We start from the raw sequence: 22,531 nt of genomic DNA, 5'->3' as shown, positions 1-22,531 counted from the left end.
ACTTTCATGTTTCAGCTATTATTGACCTTGCAGCTATTATTCCAGTTACTGCAGCTCCAACTATGCCTCTAGATACTCCAGCACCATCTCCCACGGCATATAATCCTTCTATTTTTGTTCTCATTTTAGAATCAGTCATGACTCTCATTGCATATAATTTAATTTCAGGTGCATAAAGTAATGTTGAATCAGATGCCACGCCTGGAACAACATTGTCAAGCATTTCTAATCCTTCTATTATATTTTTGATTATCCTATATGGATATGCCATGGCTATATCTCCAGGTGTTACATGTTTCAAAGTAGGATTTACATTACTCCTTTTTATTCTTTTCCATGTAGACCTTCTGCCTTTTCTCAGATCACCCAATCTTTGTATAAGAGGTTTTCCTCCACCGAGAGTAGTTGAAGTTCTTGCTATTGAAGATGCATAAGCTGATGTATTCTCTATAGGTTCTGTAAGTTTAACATTCACTAAAAATGCAAAATTAGTGTTCTCAGATTTTTTATGCTGCATTGAATGTCCATTTACACCTATAAAATTATCATAAACTTCTTCTACCACAAAACCTCTATTGCATACACAAAAAGTTCTTACAAAATCATCATAAGTTTTTGTTATTATATGAAATTTTGGATCCCAAGTAACTGAAGTTACAGGATCCATAACGATATGTGGTACTTCGACCCTAACACCTATATCAACAGGATTATGCTTAACAGGTATTCCTAGATTTTTTAATTCTTTTGAAAACCATCTCATGCCACCTCTACCAGGAGCTGCTATTAAATACTTACATTCTATCTCAAACTTTTTATTTCCTTTTCTTACTAATACACCTTTAACTTTATTTTTATCACAAATAATTTTTAACACTTCGGTTTCTAAAATAAATTTTACTCCTCTACTTTCTAAGTCATTTTTAATAGATTTAATGACTTTTTGTGTCCTATCAGACCCTATATGTCTTTGTACAATAGGTATAAATTTTATTCCATGAGCTGCAGCTTTTTTTGAAATTTCTAAAGCTTTATCTTCATTGGGGATATATAATTTTTTTGGAGCACCATGCTTTACAAAAAATTCATCCACTTCTCTTATGAGTTCCATAGCCTCTTTTTTTGATACAAATTCTGTCAAATTTCCACCAATATTAGGATCTAAATTTAGTTTTCCATCAGATAGTCCTCCAGCACCACCCATGCCACTCATTATATTGCATGGTGAACATCTTCTACATTTACCATCTTTTAATGCTAAACAAACCCTTTTATCAATGTCTTTTCCTTTATCAATGACAATTACATTAAAATAATCACTTAATTCATTAGCTGCAAGAAGTCCTGCAGGACCTGCACCAATTATTACAACATCGGTTTTCATAAACATATTATTTGTAAAAAAGAAAAATATAAAAGTATGGAATTATATCCGATAGGCATCGTAAAATCTCAATATAATAAAAGAAAAGAAGCCCCAAGACAAGGGAGACGTAGTGAAAATAAAAGCATTATAAAAATATTTAAAAAATATAGGGATGGATTAAAAGGCATCGAAAAATATAAATACCTTATCGTGCTTTATTGGATGGATAGAGGAAATAGAGATGTTTTGGTGGTTAAAAGAGGAGGAGTGTTTGCAACAAGGTCTCCAGACAGACCAAATCCAATTGGCATGTGTTTAGTTAAATTAGAAAAAGTGGAGGGAAATAAACTAATTGTTAAATGGTTAGATGCATTAAATGGATCACCAATAATAGACATAAAACCATACTTTAAAGATCTTGATTCGATTTAATTTTTTCTACGATTGCTTGATGCATTCTTTTTATAAATTCTCTTCTTTCATCATATTTTAGTACATCTAAATAACTTTGTGCAACAATGTTAAAGGCAAATGGAGATGGTATTTTGGTATTTATTTCTTTTATTTGTATATCACCATTATTTATCCATTTAACAACTTTTGTTGCATTTTTAACATCCATATAATCTTCTATGACTTCTCTTTTTGCTTCTTTTAAAATTGGAAAATCGGGGTCTAATCTTTTAATAAATTTCAACAATATCCTACTTTTGACTTGTTGTCTACCAACTGATTTTTCCCTACCTTTGTATCTTCTTAATATCATCAATGATCGCCCAGCACAATGTCTAAAACGATTTACCAATATTTCAGTTTTGTCAATGGCTTTCAATAATATATCTCTAAAATTACTTGGTTTTAATTTTTTGAGAGCCTTCATAACCCTTAATTTACCATCTGAGCGTAAATAAAATCCGTTGTCTAATATAGACATTGCTACATCCTTTTTATATTCTTTTGATACTAAATACGCAATTGCCCTCGATAAAGCTTCATTAACACGTCTACCAAATAAACTATGGAATATTACAAATTTTTTACCACCAAAACCTTCATAATATTCTATTAATAATTTTTTTGCATGCGGAATTTCTGCATAAAGATATTGTTCTTGGAAATAGCGATATATTGAATATGCAGCATTTTTATCTACATATAGAAATTTTTGTATGAAATTTAAGATTTCATCTTTAGTTTTTCCCATCCTAAATTTTGTTTCCATCATTGCCCTGAAATATTGAATTTTCATTGCTAAATCAAAAGACAATGGTAGTTGTTCTGAAAACCATGAAGGTATTGTGGGTAAAGCATCAGCAGGAGTTACATTAACAGTCATTCCTCTTGCATAATTGAATCTGTAAACTTTTCCTCCAAGTACAAAAGTGTCACCTTTATGTAACCTTTCCATAAATTCTTCTTCAATACGTCCAACAATTTTTCCTTTACATTTAACAACTACAGAACTAGTATCAGGAATTGTTCCAACATTTGTAGAATATAACATTCTTGCTAATTTTCCACGCCTACCAAATCTGTTTTCTTCATAATTTAACCAGATTTTTGCATATACATCTTTTTGTTCTAGATCAGAATACTCCCCTGCTAAATATTTTAAAACACGCATATAATCTTTTTTACTTAAATTTCTGTAACAATAACTATTTTTTATTACATGAAATGCATGATCAATATCCCATGGATGCTCAATGGCCATACCATAAATATGCTGAGCTAATACGTCAAGACAATTTTTAGGTATGTGTATTTTATCAATTTTACCTTCTAACGCATTCTTAAGCAATAATGAACATTCAACTAAATCATCCCTATCTACAACAAGTATTCTGCCTTTAGATTTTTCATGTAACTTATGTCCACTTCTTCCTATCCTTTGAAGTGCACGTGACACAGATTTTGGAGAAGTGACTAAAATAACAAGATCAATGTAACCTATATCAATACCTAATTCAAGGGATGTAGATGAAACTACAGCTTTTAATTCACCATTCTTAAGTTTTTCTTCAACTTTATGCCTAACTTCTCTAGAAAGGGAAGAATGGTGAGCCATTATATTTTCATCGGAATATTTTTCTGGAAATCTTTTTTTCAAATTATATACTATAGCCTCAGTTCCACTTCTTGTATTTGTAAAGATTAAAGTAGTTTTATGTTGACTTATCAATTCATCAAGCTTTTCATAGAGAGATTTGTTCACTTCTTCAGGGTCTGCAGCAACGATGTCTTTAACTGGTGATATAACTTCAATATCTAATTTTTTTCTATAATCCACATCCACGATTACACAATCTCTAGATCTTTCACCTTCATAACCAACTAAAAACTTAGCAATTTCTTTTAAAGGATTCACAGTGGCTGATAATCCTATACGTGTGAAATTCCCTGCTATTTGTTGAAGTCTTTCTAAAGAAAGAGATAAATGTACTCCTCTTTTATTTTCAGCTAAAGCATGTATTTCATCCACTATAACCCATTTAACTTCAGAAAGTTTATTTCGAAATTTAGGAGCTGTAAGTAATATTGCCAGGGTTTCAGGAGTAGTTATTAAAATATGTGGAGGATTTCTAAGCATTGCTGACCGTTTAGATTGTGGTGTATCACCAGTACGTACAGCTTTTCTTATATTTAAATCATGATTATCTTTTTTAGCAATTTTTTTAATTTCTTCTAAAGGTTTTTCAAGATTTTTTTCTATATCATTGTCTAAAGCTCTCAATGGAGAAATATATATACAATATACCTTATCTTTTAACTTTCCACGCTCTGATAACCTACATAATTCACTTATTACAGATAAAAATGCAGTTAAAGTTTTTCCAGATCCTGTGGGTGAAGAAACTAAAACATTTTTTCCCTTATGGATTTCTGGTACAGCTAATCTTTGTGACTGTGTAAATGTTTTAAATGTTTTTTTAAACCACTTACTTACCCAAGGGTGCAGTATATTATGAATTTCTGCATCTGAATATTTTCTTTCTTGTTTCACAATCATAGTTCATCTGCCTGTAATTTTATTATATCTTTAACTTTACCAAATTCAAATACTTCAAAATCTTCAACAACATAAACATTGCATTCATCTACATCAATTTTTTTGAGAAATGGTGATAAAAAATTACTTTGGAGAATATCAGATCCTTCTGTAACAAAATTAAATGAAGGCATTACAATGAGATTCCTATTTTTAAATTTGCATTTAAGAAAACATTTAACTTTCTCTACTCTTCCTCCATGTCTGAGACCTATACATGGATGTTCATGTCCTATTATAATATTTGGTGCTAATTTTTCTGGTATTTCATGGCCATGAACTATAAGGTAATCTTTTATTTTTATACTATCAACAATCTTCAGGTCTATATTTAAATACGGAAGTAATGGGTCATGATTTCCTTTAACCAAAACAATTTTCTTAAATTTATCTTTTGCATATTTTAGAAAATTTTCTAATTCTGTTGATTCTTGAAAACTTAACTTTCCAAATTCATGTTTCAAATCACCGTTTATGATAAGTTTTTTTGATTTTGTGATTTTTCTTATTCTTTCTATCCTGTCGATTATTAAATCTATTTGGAAGTTAGGTATAAACATCCCAGTATTACGCAAATATTCCTCATATCCCAAATGTAAATCTGCTATTACTATGTAATCATCAATTTTTAAACTGAGATCAACTATTTCAACTTTAGGAAGTATTTTCATAGTGATCTCCAAAATAGTCTAAATTAATCAAAAATTTAATGTTGTTTACTATGTTAAAGATAAAAAAATTAAAATATTTTTTGTATTTAAAAAAGTAAATTTAAAGTATGAAAAAGAAAGTTGTTTGTAAATTTAATAATGAAGATATAAAAGCTTTAAATGAAATTAAAAAATTTTATTATGAAAAATCTGGTCTTAAATTAACCTATTCAGAAATAATAAAAATTGCAATAAAGTCTTATGCGAAAAAATTAAAGGAAGAAAAGTAGGATGATGATGCAACCAACCACTGATTATCGAATGATGATTTCAAATTATCTGACTACATTCTAAAAGAAGGTGATTATATTGTTTAAAATTTTTAAAAGGAAAAAAAGAAAAAAGGAAATTTTAGAATTGGAACTTGAGGAACCTGTTGACTGTATTGCAGACTTTACATATAATTTTTATTGGCAACATAAAGGTAAGTATCTTAAACCAGAGGACACTATTCCTGGAACAGAGTATAGATATAAAGATGTTGTGGAGCACCTAAAAAAAGGAAACGATGTTAAAATTATTGGAGATGTTGGGCATAGATTATGTTCTAGTATGGGCGTTGATCTCAAATATTTTGGTGGAACAGGGGGAGCTATCGATGTTGGCAATGTAATAGTTGATGGAAATGTAGATACCAGAATGGGAATAAGCATGCTAAGAGGATCTATTTATGTAAAAGGAAAAGTTAAAGAGCCTATTGGAAACCTTGTTGAAGTTAAATCTGATATGAAAGGTTATAAAAAATTTAGATCAATTACAGATATTGTAACAAATGGATTAGGTGAAGATGAACTTATAGGCGCTGAATTAAAAGGAAATAGATTAACAATAAATGATGGACGCATAAGAGATACCATTGGTGCACGTTTAGATGTTGAAGCTGAAATAATACACAAAGGAGATGTGGATTTATCAACAGGAATATTGATGAAAAAAGGTGTGGTCATTGTTAAAGGAGATGCAGGTAAAAATACTGGTGCTCTTCTAAGTGGAGGAACTGTAATAATAGATGGTAACACAGGAGATTTCTCTGGTATAGACATGAAAGATGGAATATTAATAATAAATGGAGATGCAGGCAAATTTTTAGGAGCTCAAATGAAAGGTGGAAAAATATTTGTTAAAAGTGGAAAACCTTTGCCTAACATATCTAAAGCTAATTTAAATAACGAAGACAAAACAATACTTGCTAAATATGGATTTAAACCTTATAATTTCAAAAAATTTATTGTAAAAAAATAATCACTTAATTAAATTTTTTATAAAATATTCATGAATTGATGTATCAACTAATTCTGGATGAAATGCTAATGCTAAATTTTTTCCTTGTTTAACAGCGATTATTTTATCATCAAGCTTTGATAAAACTTCTACATCAGGTCCAACTTCAAGAACTATTGGTGCTCTTATAAATACTCCTGTAATTTCTTTACCTAAAATTTTTATTTTTTCCTCGAATGATTCTCTCTGTCTACCAAATGCATTTCTCTTAACCTTCATATCTATTATACCAAGTAATGGTTGTGGGTAATCTGTTTCCTTTGCCAGCAATATCATACCTGCGCATGTACCCATTACTGGTATCTTTTTCTTTAATATTGTCTCTTTTATACTGGTTTTTTCCATAAGTTTACCAATTACAGTACTTTCTCCACCAGGTATAATTAATCCATCACAAGATTCTACTTCTTCTTTGGTTTTGACTTTTACAACCTCTGCATCAATTTTTAAATTTTTAACAGCTTTCTTTGTCATTTCAAAATGCTCAGAAACATCGCCCTGAAGGGCTAATATACCTATCCTCATGATATCACCTAAAAAAATGGTTAGTTAAGATAAAGTCACATATTTTTTTATGGCTTCGGCCACGCCACTACCATATGGTTTTTTAGTCACATAATCAGCAATTTCTTTAAGTTCTTTATTTGCATTTGCTACTGCCACTTTAACACCTGCCACATCTAAAAATTCTAAGTCATTTTCACTGTCACCGATTGCAATTGTTTTTTCTAAATCTATACCAAGTTTTTTTGTGAGAATTTTTAAGGATGATCCCTTATCAACTTTGGGATCTGTGAGATGTATAGCAAATTTTGTATCATATACCTCAACATCAAAATCTTTTAATGCATCCTTAATTATTTTGACAGGAATTGTTCTTTTTATAGCTATTTCTGAGACCCTTAATTCAGAAAATTGTACTTTTTCAACATGGTATATAGATTTTAAATAATTATATGCTTTTTTAGCTTTTTTTATGTCACCAAGAACATTTACTTCATCATTGACATAAATTACTCCTCCATTTTCAGCTACTACACCTCCTGATAATCCTATTAATGTAGATGTAGCATATGCATAGCATAAAATATTTCCAGTTACAAGGGTTACTTTTATTCCTAGTTTTTCTGCATCTCTAAGGGCCTTTATTGCATCTATACAAAGTCTACGTTTTGTATCTGTAATTGTTCCATCAATATCTACAGCTATTGCTTCTATTTTCATTTTGATCCATACCTATAAGCTATATTACAAGTTCCTTCTCTTGATACCATACAGGCTCCTATAGGATTCATAGGAGTACAAACTTTTCTAAATAATGGACAATCTTCAGGTCTAGCAACCCCTCTAAGTATTTCACCACAAATACAACCACTTTTATCTTCCTTACTCTCAACCTCAATATCATATTTTTCTCTTGCATTATATTCAGAAAATTCTTTTTTTAATTCAAGTACAGAATTTGGAACTTTTGGAAATCCTCTCCAACTTTTTGTAACTACTTTAAAGACTTCTTTCATGACTTTTTGTGCCCTTATATTCCCTTCTCTTTTTACAACCCTTGAATATTCATTTTCTACTTCGGCCCTACCCTCATTTATTTGTTTAAGTATCATATACACAGCCATAAGTACGTCTAGTGGATTAAAACCTGCAATAACCTGTGGTATTTTATATTTTTCAGATATAGGTACATAAGGTTCCATACCGATGATTGTAGAAACATGACCAGGTTCTATAAGTCCATCTAATTTAACTTCACCCGAACTTATAAGAAAATCTAAAACAGGCGGTATTAAACGATGACAACACAAGATTGAAAAATTTTCAGGGGGCTCTGTAAGTATTTCTGAAGCTGTGGTAGGTGCAGTAGTTTCAAAACCTACAGCCATGAACACTACATCATTGTCAATATTTTTTGCAATTTCAACTGCATTATTTATACCATAAACAATTCTAACGTCAGCTCCTTCAGCTTTTGCGTCAGCAAGTGATCCTTTAGATCCTGGAACTCTAAACATGTCGCCAAAAGTTGTCACTGTTACTCCTTGCTTTGCAAGTTCTACACATTCATCAATTTCCTCAATTGGTACACAACAAACAGGGCAGCCAGGACCTGCAATAACTTCAACTTCATCAGGTAAAAGAGACCGTATCCCATACTGCATTATTGTATGTTCATGTGACCCACAAACATGCATTATTTTAACAGACCTTGATATTTCATTTATCATTGAAGTTATCTTCTTAGACAAATTTTCCATCCTATCACCTAAAATTTTTCCAATGATTTTTCCTGAATAAATTTTATTTTAAAAAATGAGAAAATTATTTTTGTTATTGTTTTTAATTTTCCACAACTTTAACTACAAATTTTTATTGGTTAAATAATTAAGTTTATTAAACAAAAAGATAAGTAATGCATGATCAAGGATCCACATTAATTTTTTTAACATTTATTTAAGACAATATTTTAATTTTTTGGAGGATAAAAAATGTATAGGGCGATATACAAAGGTATGTGCCCCAACTGTGGTAAAGAAATAGACGATTCACGATTAAACGCTAAAAATCCTTGTAAATCGTGTGTTGAAAAAAAATTGCAGTGTGAAGATTATCATGAATTATTAGAAAAAATTGAAGAATACTTAAAAGAGAATAATAATCTTTATGGTTGGAAAGAAATATATGAGCTACATAGAGACCTCAAAGATATAGAAAATCTTTTTGAAAAAGCCACTAATTCAAAATTTTGGAATATTCAAAAAACATGGTTTATTCGTTTAATAAAAGGCGAAAGTTTTCCTATAATAGCTCCAACCGGTGTAGGTAAGAGTATTTTTGGAATATTCGCATCACTATATTATGCATTAAAAAATAAAAAATCATACATAATTGTACCTACAACATCTTTAGTGTTACAAACTGTTGAAAAGATCAAAAAGTTCATGGAAAAAACACAAATAAAAGTAAATCTTGCATTTTATCATGGCAAATTAAAAGAAAAAGAAAAAATGAAAAATAAAATAGAAAATGATGATTTTGATATTCTGGTTACGACTTCACAATATTTAGCAATTAATTTTGACATTTTAAAGAATAAAAAATTTGATTTTATCTTTATAGATGATGTAGATGCATTTTTAAAATCTTCCAGGAATATAGATAGATCACTGATACTTCTAGGATTTTCAGAAGAAATAATTGAGAAAGGATGGGAACTAATAAAATTAAAAGAACGAGGACCTAAAAGAAATTCTGAACAAATAAAAAAAATTGAAAATAAAATAAAAGAATTTAAGGAAAAAAATAAAATTGGAAACTTGGTTGTTGCTTCTGCAACCATAAAGGTAAAAAATAAAAGAATAAAAATTTATAGAGAGTTACTTAATTTTGAAATTACGGGTGAAGTACCTACAATCAGGAACATGGTAGATAGCTATATCAAAACAGATGAAAAAATTGAAAAACATTTGGTAAAACTTTTAAATATTTTAGGAAATGGTGGAATAATATTTGTACCTACAGATCAGGGCATAGAAAAAGCAAAAAAAATAGAAAACTACTTAAAAAACAATGGATTCAAAGTAAAATTGGTATCATCAGCCGATAAAACAGGAATCAAAGAATTTAAAGAAGGCAAAATTGATTATTTAGTTGGTGTAGCAACATATTATGGAGTCCTTGTCAGAGGTTTAGATATCCCAGAAAGAGTAAGGTACACAATATTTACAGGTGTTCCAAAACATAGATTTGTTATAAATCTTGATTCTCCAAGACTATATTCTATTATAATTTTATTAAGAGTACTTATAGATGTTTTGAAAGGTAATTATAAAAGGAAGGCTGAATCTCTATACACAAAATTACAGAAAATTCCAAAATATAAGATAAAAGAAATAGAAAAAAAACTAGAAAATGGACATGCTGATTCTAGAATTACAAAAATTTATGATGATAGTGTAAAATTTGTGAGAAAAATATTTAAAAAGGAAGAAATCCGGAAAAAAATATTTTCAAACGAATTTTTAAGCATGGAAATCCAAAACAATAAACTTTGTATAAAATTCCCTGATTTAAGAACTTATATACAAGCTAGCGGGCGTGCATCAAGATTATTTGCTGGTGGAATTACTCACGGATTAAGTGTTGTGATAATTGATGATGAAAAGGTTTTTGAAGGTTTAAAAAGACAATATAAATGGCAATTCCAAAAACATGAGTTTAAGGCATTTGAAAAATTAAAACTAAAGAAGATATTAAATAAAATAGATGAAGATAGAAAAAAAGTTAAGGCAATTAAAAAACATGGTAAGTTTGAAATAAAAAATATAGTTAAATCTGCATTGTTTATTGTTGAGTCTCCAAATAAAGCAAGAACTATAGCAAACATGTTTGGAAATATAGGTAAAAGACGTATAGGTAGGTTAACTGTTTATGAGACCAATATAGGTAACCGTATTCTTATGATAGTTGCAACCGGTGGACATATATTCGATTTGGTGAATGATGAGGGATTTCATGGTATAAAAATAGAAAATGGCCACTTTATACCAATATATGATACTATAAAACGATGTAGAGAATGTGGCAATCAATTTGTGAATAATAATGGTTCTACATGTCCAAAATGTAAATCTAATGACATAATTGATACTTTTGAAAATATTTTGGTGATGAGAGAATTAGCACAAGAAGTGGATGAAGTACTTATAGGTACAGATCCAGATGTTGAAGGTGAAAAAATAGCATGGGATGTAATGAATGTTCTCTCCCCTTATACTTCTAATTTAAAACGTGTCGAGTTCCATGAGGTTACAAGATCTGCTATTTTAAAAGCCATAAAAGAAGCTTCAAAAATAAATATAAAAAGGGTTGAAGCCCAAATAGTTAGAAGAATAGAAGATAGATGGATAGGTTTTGAATTAAGTCAGAAGTTATGGGAAGAATTTGATAACACATATTTATCTGCTGGTAGGGTTCAAACACCTGTGTTAGGTTGGATTATAAAAAGGTATAATGACTTTAGAAAAAGTGAAACATATTTCACGAAACTAACTTTGGAAAATAGAATGGAAATAATACTTGAGGGTAAAAAAGAGGCAGATTATTTAGAAGTTAAAAAAGTAAATAAAGAGGAGAAAGATATTAATCCCAATCCACCGTATACAACTGATACATTACTCACGGATGCATCCAGAATACTAGGATTTCCAACAACAAAAACTATGAGGTTAGCACAGGATTTATTTGAAATGGGGTTTGTCACCTATATAAGGACAGATGCTACTTATGTGAGCGATGTTGGTAATATCATAGCAAGGGATTATATAAAAAATGAAATAGGGGAGAAGTATTTCAAAGCAAGAAAATGGGGTAAAGAAGGAGCACATGAGTGTATAAGACCAACAAGGCCAATTGACAGTGAGAAAATTATCCAATTAATAAGAAATAATGTTATCAGGACTACAAAAAAATTAACTTCTGATCATTTACGACTTTACAATTTAATATTTAAAAGATTTATGGCTTCACAAATGACACCAGTTAATTTACATTATCAGAAAATAGTTTTAGGTATCGACGATGAAGAAATAGAAATTGAAGGATATACAGATATTATAGATCCTGGATGGACAAAAATTGTAAGATTACCTATGAAAAAACTTCCTGAAGTTAAAGAAGGTCAGAAAATAAAGATTAAAGAAATAAAAACTTGGAAAGCACCAAAGATTTCTTTATTTACAGAAGGAGATGTAATTGAAAAAATGAAAAAATCAGGTATAGGTAGGCCATCTACATATTCCAAAATTGTTAATACTCTTTTAGATAGACGTTATGTAATAAAAACAAAATTAAAGAAAAAATTGTTGCCAACAAAGCTTGGAGTTAATGTATATAATTATTTAATACATACATATGAAAAGTTGGTTTCTGAAGAAAGAACTAGAGAGCTTGAAAAAGTAATGGACGAAATTGAAGAAGGCTCAAGAAATTATCAAGAAGTTCTTAATAGTATTTATGAAGAAATAAAGCAATTTGTCTAAAACATGTCAGAGACGCTGGCCTTCATCATCAATTCAGAAAAATTTTTCATCATCATTAATATCTATACTATAATCAAAATTTGAGATTTTTGTATAGAAAGTTCCAAAAAATATATATACATGCGTTTTTAAAAGAAAGATGTGAATAAAGTGTCCAGGGAGGTAGAGTGATGGCAGAAGAAATGACAGAGGAAGAAGTTGGAAACGTAGTATATGTCGGTAACAAACCTGTTATGAATTATGTACTTGCTGTGGTTACTCAAATGAACGGCGGTGCAGAAGTTGTATCTTTAAAAGCCCGTGGAAGAGCTATAAGTCGAGCTGTCGATGTAGCAGAAATCGTCAGAAACAGATTTATGCCAAATGTAGAAATTGAGGATATAAACATCTCTACTGAAGAAATTGTTGGAAACGATGGAACCACAACAAATGTGTCTGCAATTGAAATACGATTAAAAAATCCTAATCCAAAATAAAGGGGTTTCTCCCCTTTATATAAATTTTTTTTGAATAGCTTCTCTAAAATATTTTGGTACTATTTTTCGGTAGTCTTTAGCATTTAATATAGTATTTATAGAGCTATCTAGAATATAAGTTACACACCAATCATCTTTAGCTCTCATACCACGTCCATATTCTTGTACAAGAGTCATAACAGTTTTATATGCATACCAATTTGGATCTCTTTCAGCTCTTATTCGTACTTGCTTGTCACCTAAATATGGAAAAGGTATTTTATATATTACCTGAAATGTACAATTTTCATAAGGTAAGTCTACACCTTCACCCATAGAAGGACTCACTAATACGAGTGGTTCCTTACTTCTCTTAAATTTATATAAAATTTCTTCTCTATTCCTGTTATTGTGATATATTAATCTTGGATTATTTATATTCCTGATTATATACTTTTGAAATTCATAACTATTGGTATGTATTAATCCTTTTTCATCTTCATGTTTTTTCAAAATTTTTTTGAGAATGGGGATGGTCCTTGGCATGGTAATTTTTTTATATCGTTTTGACAATCTTCCTGCAAGTTTTAAAACTATAGGTCTTTTTTCTTTTTCAAAAGGAGATTCTTTTTTTAAATAATAACATTCTTTAGGATCGATACCAATATCTTTACAAAACTGATTGACATCTATGATTGTAGCACTCATAAAAAGATGTTTATTCCCTTTAAACAAAAGGTCAGAGGTATTTTCACTTACATAAATAGGCTTAAAAACAACTTTATTTTCATATATATCTATAATCCAATTGTCTGGATTTTTCCTAATGTTTTTGTTTAATATTTCTAATTTTTTTATGCGTTTTTCCATTCTAACAGTTTTTCTCAGTAGTTCGTCATTTTGATTATTTTTTATTTGTTTTTTTAATTTCTTCAGCCTCTTTTTATATTTCTCCAATATGTATGCTATATAATCAATCCATTTTTCCAAATTTTTGTAATTAGGTAATCTTTCACCTATATCCTTATAAAGAAGTTGATTATTTAATGTATAGCTTACATGCTTCATGACAATGTCTTCTATATTATGGGCCTCATCAAAAACCATTAAATATCTTTTATCAAAAAATCTTGTATAATTAAAAGCCATTATAGCATACTGATAATTTAAAATTGTTATATTGGATATATAACCAATATAAACTTGTTTTCTGTAATCACATATATCTTCATCCATATACATTTGAATTTTTTTGGCATCTGAAGTATTTAATTCAGATTTTAAATTATCAAGTTCCTTTTTATCTAAAGGATCATGGGGACAATTCAATTTTAATATTCTACAAGGTCCTTCATCACATGTTAAATTTTTATTGATCTTACACTTGAAATTGTTCCTTCCTTTGACTATTGGGAATCTAAAATCATGAAAATATTGTTTTTGCAGTTGTTTTGTCATCGTTAAAATATAAGCTGAATTATAGATTTTTGCAAGAGTAGCTGCAATACCTGATTTTCCAATACCTGTGCCAGCTTCTAATACAACATAATCATAACTTTCAAATGCTTCATATATTTTATCTATTAACTCTAGTTGCTCTTTTCTTGGTTTTTTGTATGGAAAATTTTCAATGATCTCTTTTGAAACCACATGACTCACCTAAAGGTCTAACTAACATATTGTAACTCTTTTAACTCCATTTATATCTAAAAATTTTCTAAATAATTTTCCTGGAATTGGTATTTCAGTAATTATTGTCAATTTCGGATTTCCTTCTATTTTAGGGTCCTCAGCATAAGCCTGTCTTATACTTATATTCTCAGATGCTAATATTTTAGCGGCCTCTGCAAGAATTCCTGGATTATCTGCATTTGCTTCAATTTCTATTAAACCTAAGTTTAAATCTTTAACAAGATTTTTTAATAAAAACCCTGCTGGAATTATATTTCTGAAAATTTTTGACAGCTCCTTATCATTTAATAATTCTTTAACAGTTGCTTTTACAGTTCTCCTATCTACATCAGTTGCTTTAGCAATGGCTGTGTAACTAATTTCAACATCTTTACAGTAAATTTTTTCATCCTCAGATATTCTCAATCCCAATTCAAGTAATTTTTTAGCTACTTTTTCTCTTTTTGGATTATCTTTAAATTTTTTACTAATTCTTCTCCACATTTATACCACCATGTATAATATTATACACATAAGATTTAAATATAACTTTATAGTATATAAATTTTCGGAGGTGTCGATATCAACGTAAAAGTAAAGAATCCAAAAATTATCAAATTAAAATACAGAGATCCCTTTAAGGTATTTGAGAGAATATATGAAGAATATGAAAATTGTTTTTTGTTAGAATCCAAAGGAGAAAGTGATTCAAGTTTATCAAGATACTCATTTATTGGATTTGATCCTAAATACATTATAAGATCTTACGGTAAGAGTGTAGAGATAGATGATGGTAGCATTGAAAAATTTAGGACAAATAATCCATTCAATGATATAAAAAAAATTTTAAAAAGTAATTTTAATGGCCACATATTTTCAGGGGGATTAGTTGGATATGTATCTTATCCTGCTGCAAGGTTTTTCCTACCACTTGACTTAAAAAGGGGTAGTTTCCCTGATTACGAATTTGGTCTTTTTTTGGATTCTATCATTTTTAACCATTTAAACAAAAAATGTTACTACGTTACAATAAATGATAATAGAATCGAAGAAGTGAAGAAAATAATAAATGAAGAACCAACACACGATAGATTTTCATTTAAAAATAAAGGAAAATTTTACTCAAAAAAAGAATTTGAGGACATGGTCAGAAAAGTTAAACATAAAATAAAAAAAGGTGAAATATTCCAAGGCGTCATTTCCAATGCTTACGAATATGAACTAAAAGGTAGCAAAATAGAATTTTATAAAATTTTAAGGAAGATAAATCCTTCACCATATATGTACCATTTGAAATTTAAAAAAAGAGAAATAATTGGATCTAGTCCTGAAATGCTCGTAAGAATCGAAAATAATAAAATAAAGACTTTTCCAATCGCAGGAACTAGACCAAGAGGAAGAAACTCAAAAGAAGATAAAAAATTGGAAAAAGAATTGTTGAACGATGAAAAAGAGTTAGCAGAACATTTGATGTTGGTAGATTTAGCTAGAAACGATGTTGGCATGGTTAGTGAAATAGGGACTGTGAAAGTTCCAGAATTCATGATTGTGAAGAAGTTTTCTCATGTTCAACATATTGTGTCTAAAGTCGTTGGTAAATTATCAAAAGACAAAACAGCTGTTGACGCATTTTTATCAATGTTTCCTGCAGGAACTGTTAGTGGTGCTCCAAAAATAAGAGCTATGGAAATAATAGAAGAAATTGAAAAGAAACCTAGAGATGTATATGCTGGAGCTGTAGGATACTTTTCATTGAATGGAAATGCAGATTTTGCAATAGCAATAAGAACCTTAATATCTCAAAATTCATATGGAAGAATACAGGCTGGAGCTGGAATAGTTCATGATTCTATACCAGAGAATGAATATTTAGAATGTGAAAACAAAGCTAGAGCATTAATAGATTCACTGCACTTGGTGGAAAATCATGATACTAATAATAGATAATTATGATTCCTTCACTTACAATCTTTACCAGAGAATCGGAGAAATTATCAAAGAAAGTGGTAAAAAAGTTAAAATACAAGTCATCCGAAACGATGAATTAGAAATAGACGAAATAAAAAATTTGAACCCAGAAAAAATTATAATTTCTCCAGGACCAGGGAATCCAACTAATAAAAGAGATTTTGGTATTTGTAGTGAGGTAATACAGAAATTCCATAAAAAAATACCTATTTTAGGAATTTGTTTAGGTCACCAAGGTATTTTTGTTGAATTTGGTGGGAAATTAAAATATTCAACCCCAGTACATGGGAAAATAAGCATGATAAAGCATAATGGTTCTGAAATATTCAAAGGTGTTAAAAATCCATTTAGAGCTACACGTTATCACTCAATAATATGTGACCCAAAAACAATTCCTGATTGTATTGAAGTTACAGCCATGTCAAAGGATGTAATAATGGGTATAAAACATAAAAAATATCCTGTCTTTGGTCTTCAATTTCATCCTGAGTCTATTGGTACTAAAGAAGGGAAAACAATACTTAAAAATTTCCTAATGGTGGATTAAATGTATAACAAAATTGTAAAACAAAGATTAAAAGATTTAAAAAATAGAATGAATAAAAAACCAATTAAAAAGTTAAAATATGAGTTAAAAGATGCTAAACCTCCTAAAGATTTTAAAAAATTTTTAAAAGGTAAATTTTCGTTAATATGTGAATACAAGAGAGCATCACCATCTAAAGGTCAAATTTCACGTAAAAGTTTAGAATATTGTGTGAAGGCATTTGAAAAGGGAGGATGTGACGCTATATCAATATTAACTGAAGAAAGATATTTTGATGGCAGTATTGAATATTTAAGAAAAGCATCCTCACTTGTTGACTTACCAATTTTAAGAAAAGATTTTATAATTGATGAATATCAAATTTATGAAGCAAGAGTTAATGGTGCTAGTTCTGTACTTTTGATAGCAGATCTCTATCCTGATTTGGCCTCAGGGATAGAATTGTGTAGGTCTCTAGGTATGGAACCTTTAGTAGAATGTAAAAATTCTAAAGAAATTGAGAGAGCATTGGATGCAGGTGCAGAGATTATTGGTATAAACAACAGAGATTTAAGAACTTTTGAAATTGATTTAGAACGTACAAAAAAATTGGCACCTTTTGTTAAAGATGCAATTTTAGTTTCTGAAAGTGGTGTAAGTTCTCCAGCAGATGTTAAAAAACTATATGAGTACGGAGCAGATGCTGTACTTGTTGGAACATATGTAATGTCATGTAAAAATATTGAAAATTGTGTAAAAAATTTAAAAAATATAGTTATGGAGGATTCTTGTGGAAGTTAAAATATGTGGAATAACAAGAGTCTCAGACCTTAAAGTAGCTGAAAAATATGGTGCTGATTATATAGGATTTATAAATGTCAAAAGGTCACCAAGATTTGTAAATATTGAAAAGATTAAACATTTACTTTCACATCTAAAAAATAAAAATAAAGCTGTGTTAGTTTTAGAACCAAAAACAGTTAAAGAGGTTATTGATAAATACAAGCAGACAGGTATTAAAAATATACAGTTACATTCTTTGTCACCAAAAGATATCGAGAATTTAAAAGAATATGATTTGAGGATAATAAGAGCTATAGGAATTTCAAATAACATTTCAAAAAAATTAAAAAATGAAATAATAAAATTTTCAAAATTGTGTGATGCTTTACTTCTGGATTATAAATTGAAAGGAAAAACAGGTGGAACAGGCATTGAAATTCCATTTAATTTAGCAAAAAAAGCATCTAAAATTGCTAAAAATGCCAATAAAAATTTAAAAGTTTATATAGCTGGTGGAATGTCGCCAAAAAAGGTTAAAAGCAAACAAAATATTTTTAAAATGTTTTTTGATGGTGTAGATTTCAATTCTTCTTTGGAATCTTCCCCAGGTATTAAAATTCATAAAAAGATAATAGAGGCAATAAACAGTGCGAAAAAATGCTAAAGGTGGTCAAATGATTCTCAATACAAAATTTGGGAAATATGGAGGAGTATTTGCACCTGAATTATTGATTCCAGCATTAGAGGAATTAGAAGAAGCATTTTTACGATATAAAGATAATAAAAAGTTCAATAAGGAACTTAATTATTATTTAAGAGAATATGCTGGGCGGCCAACTCCTCTCTACTATGCGGAAAATCTTTCAAAAAAATTAGGCTGTAAAATTTATTTAAAAAGAGAAGATTTACTACATACGGGTGCACATAAAATAAATAATACACTTGGGCAAGGATTACTTGCAAAATATATGGGTAAAAGCAGATTAATAGCTGAAACTGGTGCTGGACAACATGGAATAGCCACTGCAACTGTAGGTGCTCTCCTTGGAATGTCGGTGGATATATATATGGGTTCTGAAGACGTTGAAAGACAAAAATTAAATGTATTTAGGATGGAAGTAACAGGTGCAAGAGTTATACCTGTCGATTCTGGATCAAGAACATTAAAAGACGCAATAAATGAAGCGATGAGAGATTGGATTGCGAATGTTGAAGATACACATTATCTTATTGGGTCTTCTGTAGGACCCCACCCATATCCCACGATGGTTAAGCATTTCCAGAGTGTTATTGGTAAGGAATGTAAAGAACAAATACTTAAAAAAGAGGGAGAACTACCTGATGTGATTATTGCGTGTGTTGGTGGAGGTAGTAATTCTATTGGAATATTTGCTCCATTCATTGATGAAGATGTTGAACTTATTGGTGTTGAAGCTGGTGGAAAAGGTTTAAATACAGGAAAACATGGAGCTACTCTTTGTGCAGGTAAAGAAGGAATACTTCATGGTTCTCTATCTTATATATTACAGGATGAAGACGGACAGATAAAGGAGACATATTCCATAGCTCCTGGTTTAGATTATCCAGGAGTAGGACCAGAACACGCATATTTAAAGGATATTGGCAGAGTAAAATATGTATCAGTCAATGATGATGAAGCTTTAAGAGGTTTTAAACTTTTATCAAAATATGAAGGAATAATGCCAGCACTTGAAAGTGCACATGCAGTAGCTTTAGCTGAAAAATATGCAAAGAAGCCAGAGAACAAGGGCAAAACAATAGTCATAAACCTTTCTGGAAGAGGAGATAAAGACATGTTTATCGTAGCTAAAGCTTTGGGAGTGGAAAAATGAGACATGAAGATTATCCTGAGATGTTCGAAAGGTTAAAGAAAAAAAATGAAGGCGCACTGATGCCATTTATAGTTGCTGGATACCCTGATTTAAAAACTTCAATCAAAATTGCAAGAACTTTGGTTGAAAGCGGTGCAGATGCATTAGAGATAGGTTTTCCATTTTCTGATCCTATAGCAGATGGTGCTACAATACAGAATGCAAATGTACAAGCTTTAAAGAATAAAATGACTGTAGAAAAAGGATTTAAGCTTGTATCAAAAATTCGTAAGCATGTTAAAGTTCCAATAGGTTTATTGTTATATTATAATTTAGTTTATCAAAAAGGAATTTATAATTTTTATAAAAAAGCTAAAAATTGTGGTGTAAATGGAATATTAATAGCTGATTTGCCACCAGAAGAAGCTTCAGATGCTGTAAAAGCTGCTAGAAAATATAAACTACATCAAATATTTCTAATAGCTCAAACGACTAGTAATAAAAGATTAAAGATGATTTCTAAATATTCTTCTGGCTTTCATTATTTAGTATCTGTTATGGGAGTCACAGGAGCTAGGAAAAAAATAAAGAAGGAAACTATAGATTTAATTAAGCGCGTGAAATCAGTTAGTCCTCTCCCTGTCTTAGTTGGTTTTGGAATTTCAAAACCTTGGCATGTAAGAGAAGTAATTAATGCTGGTGCAGATGGAGCAATTGTTGGAAGTGCTTTAATTGATTTAATAGGTAAGAATATAGGAAATCCTGAATTGTTAAATATAATATCAAGATGGATTAAAGAAATGAAAAACGCAACAAGGAGTGCCATCCATGAGAAAGTACCTTAAGAAAATAGTTTCAAATAAATCTCTAACAGAAAGTGAGGCATATGAGTGCATGCTACAAATTTTGTCTGGAAAATCAGATGATATCTTAATAGCAGCATTTTTAGCTAGTTTAGCAACAAAAGGAGAATCTTCAAATGAAATATCAGGATTTGCAAAAGCCATGAGAGAACAATCCATACCTATAAAAATACCTAATAATTTAAAAGTCGTTGATAGTTGTGGAACAGGTGGAGATAGATTCAAAACATTTAATATAAGTACTGCAGCTGCTATAGTAGCCTCTGCAGCCGGTGTTCCAATTGCAAAACATGGTAATAGAAGTGTCACAAGTAAATGTGGCAGTGCTGATATATTAGAAGCTGCTGGAGTAAAACTAAACCTACCACCTGAAAAAGTGTCTAAATGTATCGAAAAAATAGGGATAGGATTTATTTTTGCTCAAGAATACCATCCTGCAATGAAAAATGTAATGCCAATAAGACAAAAACTAGGGATAAGAACCGTATTTAATATTTTAGGCCCACTTACATCTCCTGCAAGAGCCCCTATTCAACTTTTAGGAGTTTTTGATCCAAAATATGTAGAAAAAATTGCTAATGCATTGAAAAAATTAGGCTCAGAAAGATCAATGGTTATACATGGTTTTGATGAAAACGGAAATCCGGCTATAGATGAAATTTCTAATGCAGGCTTGACACTTGCGGCAATTTTAGATGATGGAAAAATTAAAATTAAAGAATTATATCCTGAAGATTTTGGTGTAGAAAGAAGAGAAATAAAATTAATAGAAGCTCCAAATAGTATTGATAAAAGTTTAAAAATATTTTATGATGTATTAAAAGGAAAAGATGACACTGAAAAAGAAAAAGCAAGATTAGAAGTTACGTTAATAAATACAAGTGCTTTACTTTATTTAGCAGGGACTGTAAAAGATTTTGAAGAGGGTACAGAAATTGCAAGAGAAATAGTTAAAGAAGGCAAAGCATTGAAAAAATTAAAAGAATTTGTAAAATTTACCAACGAAATTTAAAATGTTAGTGGGCCCGCTGGGATTTGAACCCAGGACCTCACGGTTATCAGCCGTGCGCTCTAACCAGGCTGAGCCACGGGCCCTCATTATCACATCTCACATTTCTCATATATATCTTTTTCTTTTTCTATAACCCATGCCATTTCCTTAACAGACTCCTCAAGTTTAATATTTTTTAATATATATAACTTACTTCCAAGCATTGAAGAACATATGATCATTGAAATTCTTAATATATTTATATGTTCCTTTAAAGTCTTTAATGTATCTTTTATCCTCATTTTTGTGTCTGTTTTCCTCTGTAACAATATTTGGCCAGGTTCTGATTCAACCAATATTATTAATTTTGGAACAATATAATTGATTGGTAATGAAATTATATAACCTATTGGCGATTGGTCAACTCCATGTAGGTCAATCATCGCTGCATCTATTTTCCTAATTCTAATAGCAGCTTCTTCCCATATTTTACGTTGTGTATCAATGTCCAAACTAAAAAGTTCTTTATCGTCCCCTGCTAATTTTTTTCTTTTTGCGATTTCTAACATTAGATCTCCATAATTTATATATGGTAGATTTATTTTTTTTGAAACTTTCTTACAGATAGTAGTTTTGCCAACTCCAGGTACTCCAACAACAGCCACATAAAAATTATTCTTTATTGACCATTTCATTGATGACATCGCTCATTAAATGGCCTGTGACTATTATTTCTGCTTTATCGACACCTTCAACATTTTCAACCATTTGTTTTGCATCCATTGCCATTTTTGCAGCGCTCATGCATGCAGGATTCGTAGGTTTTATTGTGACCTTTGCAATAGTTTTATTGTCTTTTATTATTTCTATATTCTCTATAAGCCCCATATCTACTATATTAATCCCCATGTGAGGGTCTGCAACTTTTGTTAATGCCTCTCTGACTCTATCCTTTAAATTTGACATGACATCACCAACTCTGTTTAAAT

At 30.0% G+C, this 22,531-nt stretch carries 22 protein-coding genes and 1 tRNA gene; 12 read left to right on the top strand and 11 right to left on the bottom strand.

What is annotated here, in order from left to right; translation table 11 throughout:
* Positions 1-4: 4 nt before the first annotated feature.
* Entirely contained in the window at positions 5-1,384 is a 1,380-nt protein-coding gene (locus tag ACZ5LY_RS05905) for an NAD(P)/FAD-dependent oxidoreductase (protein WP_048060527.1), read from the bottom strand.
* Between the two features lie 36 nt (positions 1,385-1,420).
* Between ACZ5LY_RS05905 and tsaA the strand changes: the two genes are divergently transcribed.
* Positions 1,421-1,798: a tRNA (N6-threonylcarbamoyladenosine(37)-N6)-methyltransferase TrmO gene (tsaA, locus tag ACZ5LY_RS05900; RefSeq protein ID WP_013413191.1), complete on the top strand. Its 378-nt coding sequence runs from the start codon at positions 1,421-1,423 to the stop codon at positions 1,796-1,798.
* On the opposite strand, the gene ACZ5LY_RS05895 is transcribed toward tsaA, so the two are convergent.
* The gene (locus tag ACZ5LY_RS05895) at positions 1,776-4,376 is read right to left on the bottom strand and encodes an ATP-dependent helicase (protein ID WP_464577388.1); all 2,601 of its coding nucleotides are present in this window, start codon (positions 4,374-4,376) and stop codon (positions 1,776-1,778) included. The two genes, tsaA and ACZ5LY_RS05895, sit on opposite strands and share 23 nt — an antisense overlap.
* Positions 4,373-5,086, bottom strand: a complete 714-nt coding sequence (locus tag ACZ5LY_RS05890) for a metallophosphoesterase (protein ID WP_013413189.1) — start codon at positions 5,084-5,086, stop codon at positions 4,373-4,375. Before ACZ5LY_RS05890 ends, ACZ5LY_RS05895 begins: the two co-directional genes overlap by 4 nt.
* Positions 5,087-5,193: 107 nt before the next feature.
* Between ACZ5LY_RS05890 and ACZ5LY_RS05885 the strand changes: the two genes are divergently transcribed.
* On the top strand, positions 5,194-5,355 hold the full coding sequence (locus ACZ5LY_RS05885) for a hypothetical protein (protein ID WP_013413188.1): 162 nt from the start codon (positions 5,194-5,196) through the stop codon (positions 5,353-5,355).
* A gap of 79 nt (positions 5,356-5,434) precedes the next feature.
* Positions 5,435-6,367, top strand: a complete 933-nt coding sequence (locus ACZ5LY_RS05880) for a hypothetical protein (protein WP_464577385.1) — start codon at positions 5,435-5,437, stop codon at positions 6,365-6,367.
* On the opposite strand, the gene pdxT is transcribed toward ACZ5LY_RS05880, so the two are convergent.
* The 3 genes from pdxT to hypD are packed head-to-tail and all read right to left on the bottom strand — an operon-like array spanning position 6,368 to position 8,670.
* Positions 6,368-6,934, bottom strand: coding sequence for a pyridoxal 5'-phosphate synthase glutaminase subunit PdxT (gene pdxT / locus ACZ5LY_RS05875; RefSeq protein WP_048060526.1), 567 nt, complete (start codon positions 6,932-6,934; stop codon positions 6,368-6,370).
* A 21-nt stretch (positions 6,935-6,955) separates the two neighbouring features.
* Positions 6,956-7,630: a phosphoglycolate phosphatase gene (locus ACZ5LY_RS05870; RefSeq protein ID WP_464577383.1), complete on the bottom strand. Its 675-nt coding sequence runs from the start codon at positions 7,628-7,630 to the stop codon at positions 6,956-6,958.
* The gene (gene hypD, locus ACZ5LY_RS05865) at positions 7,627-8,670 is read right to left on the bottom strand and encodes a hydrogenase formation protein HypD (protein WP_464577381.1); all 1,044 of its coding nucleotides are present in this window, start codon (positions 8,668-8,670) and stop codon (positions 7,627-7,629) included. Before hypD ends, ACZ5LY_RS05870 begins: the two co-directional genes overlap by 4 nt.
* A 231-nt stretch (positions 8,671-8,901) precedes the next feature.
* On the opposite strand from hypD, the gene rgy reads away from it, so the two are divergent.
* Entirely contained in the window at positions 8,902-12,453 is a 3,552-nt protein-coding gene (gene rgy, locus ACZ5LY_RS05860; protein WP_464577379.1) for a reverse gyrase, read from the top strand.
* Between the two features lie 182 nt (positions 12,454-12,635).
* A complete protein-coding gene (albA, locus tag ACZ5LY_RS05855) occupies positions 12,636-12,929 on the top strand; it encodes a DNA-binding protein Alba (protein ID WP_048060623.1) in 294 nt (97 codons plus the stop codon).
* 15 nt (positions 12,930-12,944) lie between these two features.
* Here albA and ACZ5LY_RS05850 read toward each other — a convergent pair whose 3' ends face one another.
* Complete coding sequence (locus ACZ5LY_RS05850; protein ID WP_464577377.1) at positions 12,945-14,558, bottom strand: helicase C-terminal domain-containing protein; 1,614 nt, start codon at positions 14,556-14,558, stop codon at positions 12,945-12,947.
* Positions 14,559-14,579: 21 nt separating this feature from the next.
* A complete protein-coding gene (locus ACZ5LY_RS05845) occupies positions 14,580-15,083 on the bottom strand; it encodes an amino acid-binding act domain-containing protein (protein WP_013413181.1) in 504 nt (167 codons plus the stop codon).
* Between the two features lie 78 nt (positions 15,084-15,161).
* Here ACZ5LY_RS05845 and trpE point away from each other — a divergent pair, with 78 nt between their 5' ends.
* The 7 genes from trpE to trpD are packed head-to-tail and all read left to right on the top strand — an operon-like array spanning position 15,162 to position 21,563.
* Complete coding sequence (gene trpE / locus ACZ5LY_RS05840; protein ID WP_013413180.1) at positions 15,162-16,526, top strand: anthranilate synthase component I; 1,365 nt, start codon at positions 15,162-15,164, stop codon at positions 16,524-16,526.
* Positions 16,507-17,094, top strand: a complete 588-nt coding sequence (locus tag ACZ5LY_RS05835) for an anthranilate synthase component II (RefSeq protein ID WP_013413179.1) — start codon at positions 16,507-16,509, stop codon at positions 17,092-17,094. The genes trpE and ACZ5LY_RS05835 overlap by 20 nt, the downstream gene beginning before the upstream one ends.
* Complete coding sequence (trpC, locus tag ACZ5LY_RS05830; RefSeq protein ID WP_013413178.1) at positions 17,095-17,874, top strand: indole-3-glycerol phosphate synthase TrpC; 780 nt, start codon at positions 17,095-17,097, stop codon at positions 17,872-17,874.
* Positions 17,864-18,520, top strand: coding sequence for a phosphoribosylanthranilate isomerase (locus ACZ5LY_RS05825; protein ID WP_464577374.1), 657 nt, complete (start codon positions 17,864-17,866; stop codon positions 18,518-18,520). The genes trpC and ACZ5LY_RS05825 overlap by 11 nt, the downstream gene beginning before the upstream one ends.
* 10 nt (positions 18,521-18,530) lie before the next feature.
* The gene (gene trpB, locus ACZ5LY_RS05820; protein ID WP_048060524.1) at positions 18,531-19,709 is read left to right on the top strand and encodes a tryptophan synthase subunit beta; all 1,179 of its coding nucleotides are present in this window, start codon (positions 18,531-18,533) and stop codon (positions 19,707-19,709) included.
* A complete protein-coding gene (gene trpA / locus ACZ5LY_RS05815; RefSeq protein WP_464577371.1) occupies positions 19,706-20,533 on the top strand; it encodes a tryptophan synthase subunit alpha in 828 nt (275 codons plus the stop codon). Before trpB ends, trpA begins: the two co-directional genes overlap by 4 nt.
* Entirely contained in the window at positions 20,517-21,563 is a 1,047-nt protein-coding gene (gene trpD, locus ACZ5LY_RS05810) for an anthranilate phosphoribosyltransferase (RefSeq protein WP_013413174.1), read from the top strand. Before trpA ends, trpD begins: the two co-directional genes overlap by 17 nt.
* 8 nt (positions 21,564-21,571) lie before the next feature.
* On the opposite strand, the gene ACZ5LY_RS05805 is transcribed toward trpD, so the two are convergent.
* From ACZ5LY_RS05805 to ACZ5LY_RS05795, 3 genes are all read right to left on the bottom strand, one after another.
* Positions 21,572-21,646 (bottom strand) — tRNA-Ile (locus tag ACZ5LY_RS05805).
* A gap of 6 nt (positions 21,647-21,652) precedes the next feature.
* The gene (locus tag ACZ5LY_RS05800) at positions 21,653-22,237 is read right to left on the bottom strand and encodes an AAA family ATPase (RefSeq protein ID WP_464577369.1); all 585 of its coding nucleotides are present in this window, start codon (positions 22,235-22,237) and stop codon (positions 21,653-21,655) included.
* The gene (locus tag ACZ5LY_RS05795) at positions 22,215-22,508 is read right to left on the bottom strand and encodes a metal-sulfur cluster assembly factor (protein WP_013413172.1); all 294 of its coding nucleotides are present in this window, start codon (positions 22,506-22,508) and stop codon (positions 22,215-22,217) included. The genes ACZ5LY_RS05800 and ACZ5LY_RS05795 overlap by 23 nt, the downstream gene beginning before the upstream one ends.
* Positions 22,509-22,531: the final 23 nt, after the last annotated feature.

Source organism: Methanothermus sociabilis (assembly GCF_055392295.1).
The sequence above is the reverse complement of the archived record's forward strand: the minus strand, read 5'-3'. Positions and strand labels throughout refer to the sequence as shown.

What these genes read in the sequence shown, in the direction of transcription:
- trpA (WP_464577371.1), top strand. Translation starts at nt 19,706, where the DNA reads ATGAGACATGAAGATTATCCTGAGATGTTCGAAAGGTTAAAGAAAAAA.
- hypD (WP_464577381.1), bottom strand. Translation starts at nt 8,670, where the DNA reads ATGGAAAATTTGTCTAAGAAGATAACTTCAATGATAAATGAAATATCA.
- trpC (WP_013413178.1), top strand. Translation starts at nt 17,095, where the DNA reads ATGTATAACAAAATTGTAAAACAAAGATTAAAAGATTTAAAAAATAGA.
- ACZ5LY_RS05835 (WP_013413179.1), top strand. Translation starts at nt 16,507, where the DNA reads ATGATACTAATAATAGATAATTATGATTCCTTCACTTACAATCTTTAC.
- ACZ5LY_RS05800 (WP_464577369.1), bottom strand. Translation starts at nt 22,237, where the DNA reads ATGAAATGGTCAATAAAGAATAATTTTTATGTGGCTGTTGTTGGAGTA.
- albA (WP_048060623.1), top strand. Translation starts at nt 12,636, where the DNA reads ATGACAGAGGAAGAAGTTGGAAACGTAGTATATGTCGGTAACAAACCT.
- tsaA (WP_013413191.1), top strand. Translation starts at nt 1,421, where the DNA reads ATGGAATTATATCCGATAGGCATCGTAAAATCTCAATATAATAAAAGA.
- ACZ5LY_RS05795 (WP_013413172.1), bottom strand. Translation starts at nt 22,508, where the DNA reads ATGTCAAATTTAAAGGATAGAGTCAGAGAGGCATTAACAAAAGTTGCA.
- trpB (WP_048060524.1), top strand. Translation starts at nt 18,531, where the DNA reads ATGATTCTCAATACAAAATTTGGGAAATATGGAGGAGTATTTGCACCT.
- ACZ5LY_RS05890 (WP_013413189.1), bottom strand. Translation starts at nt 5,086, where the DNA reads ATGAAAATACTTCCTAAAGTTGAAATAGTTGATCTCAGTTTAAAAATT.
- ACZ5LY_RS05885 (WP_013413188.1), top strand. Translation starts at nt 5,194, where the DNA reads ATGAAAAAGAAAGTTGTTTGTAAATTTAATAATGAAGATATAAAAGCT.
- rgy (WP_464577379.1), top strand. Translation starts at nt 8,902, where the DNA reads ATGTATAGGGCGATATACAAAGGTATGTGCCCCAACTGTGGTAAAGAA.
- trpD (WP_013413174.1), top strand. Translation starts at nt 20,517, where the DNA reads ATGAGAAAGTACCTTAAGAAAATAGTTTCAAATAAATCTCTAACAGAA.
- ACZ5LY_RS05845 (WP_013413181.1), bottom strand. Translation starts at nt 15,083, where the DNA reads ATGTGGAGAAGAATTAGTAAAAAATTTAAAGATAATCCAAAAAGAGAA.
- ACZ5LY_RS05895 (WP_464577388.1), bottom strand. Translation starts at nt 4,376, where the DNA reads ATGATTGTGAAACAAGAAAGAAAATATTCAGATGCAGAAATTCATAAT.
- ACZ5LY_RS05870 (WP_464577383.1), bottom strand. Translation starts at nt 7,630, where the DNA reads ATGAAAATAGAAGCAATAGCTGTAGATATTGATGGAACAATTACAGAT.
- ACZ5LY_RS05905 (WP_048060527.1), bottom strand. Translation starts at nt 1,384, where the DNA reads ATGAAAACCGATGTTGTAATAATTGGTGCAGGTCCTGCAGGACTTCTT.